Consider the following 3635-nt stretch of genomic DNA (forward strand, 5'->3'; position numbering starts at 1 on the left):
ATCATTTTTTAAGTGATGTTTGATACGTAGTGCCTCCCCAGTAGATGTGTCTGAAGACAATAATTCTTTGTATGTTCCCTCAAACGTTATCTCTCCACCTTGATCTCCTGAACTTGGCCCCATATCAATAATATAATCAGCTTCTTTAATTACATCAGGATCATGTTCTACAATTAATACTGTATTACCTTTATCTTTTAAAGATTTTAAAATTTCATTTATTTTTGTGATATTCTCTGGGTGTAAACCAATACTGGGTTCATCAATAATATAAATCAAATCAGATAGTGAATTGTTTAAATGTCGTATTAATTTAAGACGTTGTGCTTCTCCACCTGATAAAGAAGTGGTTACACGATTAAGAGTTAAATAACTTAACCCTATATAATCAAGTGATTCTAATTGCTTTCGAAGTGGTTCAATAATAAATTGAGCTGTTGGGTTGTTTAACTTATTAAGAAATACTAAATTTTCTTTAACAGTCATTTGTGTAAAATCTGAAATATTTTTCCCCATAATTTTGCAACTCAAAATTTTCGAATTTAAACGTTGACCATTACAAGTTGGACAAATTTTATTTTCTACAACGTTTTTAAGATGCTTAGCGTAACGTTTTTTGTTAAATTCTTTATCCCCCAAAAATATTCTTCTAAACCTAGGTATAAGTCCCACATATTTGGCTGATTTCCTCCATTCTTCGGGGGGGTTTTTTAATTTTATTGGTTCCTGATACAAAAACAAATCTAATTCTTCTTTTGTATATGCTTTTAATTTTTTGTCATTATCAAATAAACCACTATCACGATAAGCTTTCCCTCTTTCTTTATCAGGTCCAAAAGAAGGAAAATTAATAGCACCTTCATTTAAAGATTTGTTCCAATCTAAGAGCTCATTTAAATTAATATCTTCAATGTAACCCAATCCTTCACATGTTTTACACATGCCGTTTGGACTGTTAAATGAAAAGGAATCTGAATAACCTACAAAAGGTTCACCTATTCTTGACCATAATAATCTAACAGAAGAATATATATCAGATACTGTACCTACAGTAGAGCGAGAATTACCATTAAATCTTTTTTGACTAATCGTCATTGCTACAGGAAGATTTTTAATTTCTGTTACTTTTGGTTTAGGCTGCTGATTTAAGTGGAATTGAATGTAGCTAGAGTAACTTTCATTTAAAAGTTGTTCAGATTCAGCAGCTATTGTATTGAAAACCAATGATGACTTGCCTGAACCAGAACGCCCGGTAAATACTGTAATTAAATGTTTAGGGATACTTATATCTATCTTTTTTAAATTATTTTGTGAAGCTCCTATAATGGTAATATCATTCATAAATTTAATTATCCTCCATTGTAATTTTTATCCATTAATAATATAAGTGAAGTTAAAATATTAGTACAATTCTAGAATAGGTTAATATTAAAATACAAATGTTCCATTTAGTCAAAAATAATAATTAAATATTTTTATTATATGTAATATAGTTTTTATCATATGATTTTTGAGAAGTATCTTAAAGAAACTAATCTTATTTATTTTTACAATACTTTTTCTTTATACAAAGACATAACAATAAAAACTATCGACAAAGTTTATAACTTTGTCGATAGTCACTAAATATACGGAATATTGATTAATATTATAAAACTATGCTTCTAATTGTTTTATAATTTCTCTATTGAAATCATCTAAATCATCTGGTACGCGACTTGTTACAATATTGTTGTCTACTACAACTGATTCATCGACAACTTGTGCACCCGCATTAGATAAATCTTTACGTACATTGATAACACCAGTTATTGTACGTCCATTTAAATCATCAGTATCAACTAGTAAAAGTGGGCCATGACAAATCGCAAATGTTGGTACATCATTTTGAGTAAAGTACTTAGTAAAGGTACCATAACGCCCTTCTTCATCACCACGTAAATGGTCTGGTGAGAATCCACCAGGGATTAATAAAGCATCATAAGTTTCTGGTTTTGCATCTGAAATGCTAATATCTACAGTTACTTTTTCACCATGTTTACCAACAAGTTCTTGTTTTGCTGTATCTCCAATAATTTCAGTTTCGAACCCAGCATTTTCTAGTGCTTCTTTTGGACTAGTTAATTCTATATCTTCAAATTCATCTGCTAAAATGATTGCTATTTTTTTAGTCATATACCATCATTACCTTTCAATTATAATTTTTTATCTAGATATTATATACACCAAGAAGTAGGGAGGTTAAACATATAAGGTTTATTATTAACTGTTCTATTGAATTTAGGTTTGAATACAATGCTTGAACTCATTGGTTTACCATCATTGACGATGCCATTTATTCTAACAACTTGGATTATGTTATTTGCTGGTCGTCCTCATAGAAATATTGAGAATAAGAATTAATTAAAAACTCTGGAACACGCTTATTCAAAAGCGTGTTCCAGAGTTTTAATTTATGACACTAAATAATGAAATGTATGGTGTTCTAGCTTATGGAAGATGAGCTCAATAATAATCGCTAATGACCAATAAAATATTACAGCAACCGTATAAACTGGTACAAATTGATAGCCTTCATTAGCCATTTCAGTACTAATTGCCATTATTTCTGTTACTTGGGCAGCAAAAGCAAATAAAAGAGTTATTGATTTCCCAAGTCAAAAGGAATTAAATATAATTAGAGAAATAATATTACTATTATTAATATAAATATTTTTATCGAAATAAAGTTTCATATTTAATCAATAAAAATTTCATAAATTAAAAGTAAAATCGAAGCTATTAAAAAGGTAGTAATAGCTACAATATCGAAAACTTTGCTTTTCCTTCTACTCATAATGTTTTTTAAAAAAGCGCCAATGGCAACCAACATTAGAATTATACAAATTATATAAATAATAGAAAAACTCCTTTTTGTATAAACTTTAATATCCTATATTATGTTTAAATATACTTATTCATTTTATAATTAAATAGTATAGATAAATCTAATGTGACCTAATAATTTTTTATCATTCTTTGCTTTTTAATAATATTTCCTTTATCTAATGCCTTTCAAACATAATGAAGTTGTAAAAGTCGTCTTTGTATTTAGGCAGCTTTTTTACTATTTATACATTAAGAAGTTTTTCTTATTTTAAAAGTTATATTGATAATTCACTTACATGACTTTAATTTCAAATATTTTCATAGATTTCTGATATCAAAAAGATTATCGTATCAGTATAATGAGCCCTTTCAAATTTTATCATTCAACTTCTTTCATTAAATTATAAAGTGCACTGACTATATACTATTTTTACTTTTATATATTTAAAAGAATCAATATGGATTCACTAAAACAACGAAGTATATGTTATATCTATTGTTCCACCCCCATATAATTTATTAATAGTAATGAAAGTATGAAATAAAGGAATAATTAGGATCGTAAATAAGTATTTTTATTCATGTTTAAAATGGAGTTATAATGTAGATACAAACAAATTACATGTATTTCATTGAATATGTATACAACTAGTAGATATAGACATGTAATGTAAAACTTGAAAGGAAATGAATGTAAATGGCTAATAAAAATTATAATGCAGCTAACATAGTTATTGATACTCTAAAAAATAATGGTGTGGAATATA

At 27.4% G+C, this 3635-nt stretch carries 2 protein-coding genes and 2 pseudogenes; 1 reads left to right on the forward strand and 3 read right to left on the reverse strand.

Features of this window, described 5'->3' with window-relative positions:
* Positions 1-1341 (reverse strand): excinuclease ABC subunit UvrA (locus tag AC2D8K_RS12400; protein WP_484698809.1); only part of this gene is annotated, 1341 nt, incomplete at its 3' end.
* Between the two features lie 315 nt (positions 1342-1656).
* The gene (locus AC2D8K_RS12405) at positions 1657-2175 is read right to left on the reverse strand and encodes a type 1 glutamine amidotransferase domain-containing protein (protein ID WP_002451448.1); all 519 of its coding nucleotides are present in this window, start codon (positions 2173-2175) and stop codon (positions 1657-1659) included.
* A 93-nt stretch (positions 2176-2268) separates the two neighbouring features.
* On the opposite strand from AC2D8K_RS12405, the pseudogene AC2D8K_RS12410 reads away from it, so the two are divergent.
* Positions 2269-2403, forward strand: a pseudogene (locus AC2D8K_RS12410) (urea transporter); the annotation flags it as partial.
* Between the two features lie 50 nt (positions 2404-2453).
* Here the strand turns inward: AC2D8K_RS12410 and AC2D8K_RS12415 are convergent.
* A pseudogene (locus AC2D8K_RS12415) lies at positions 2454-2630 on the reverse strand (amino acid ABC transporter permease); the annotation flags it as partial.
* Between the last annotated feature and the right edge of the window lie 1005 nt (positions 2631-3635).

This window comes from Staphylococcus sp. 510 (assembly GCF_057219715.1).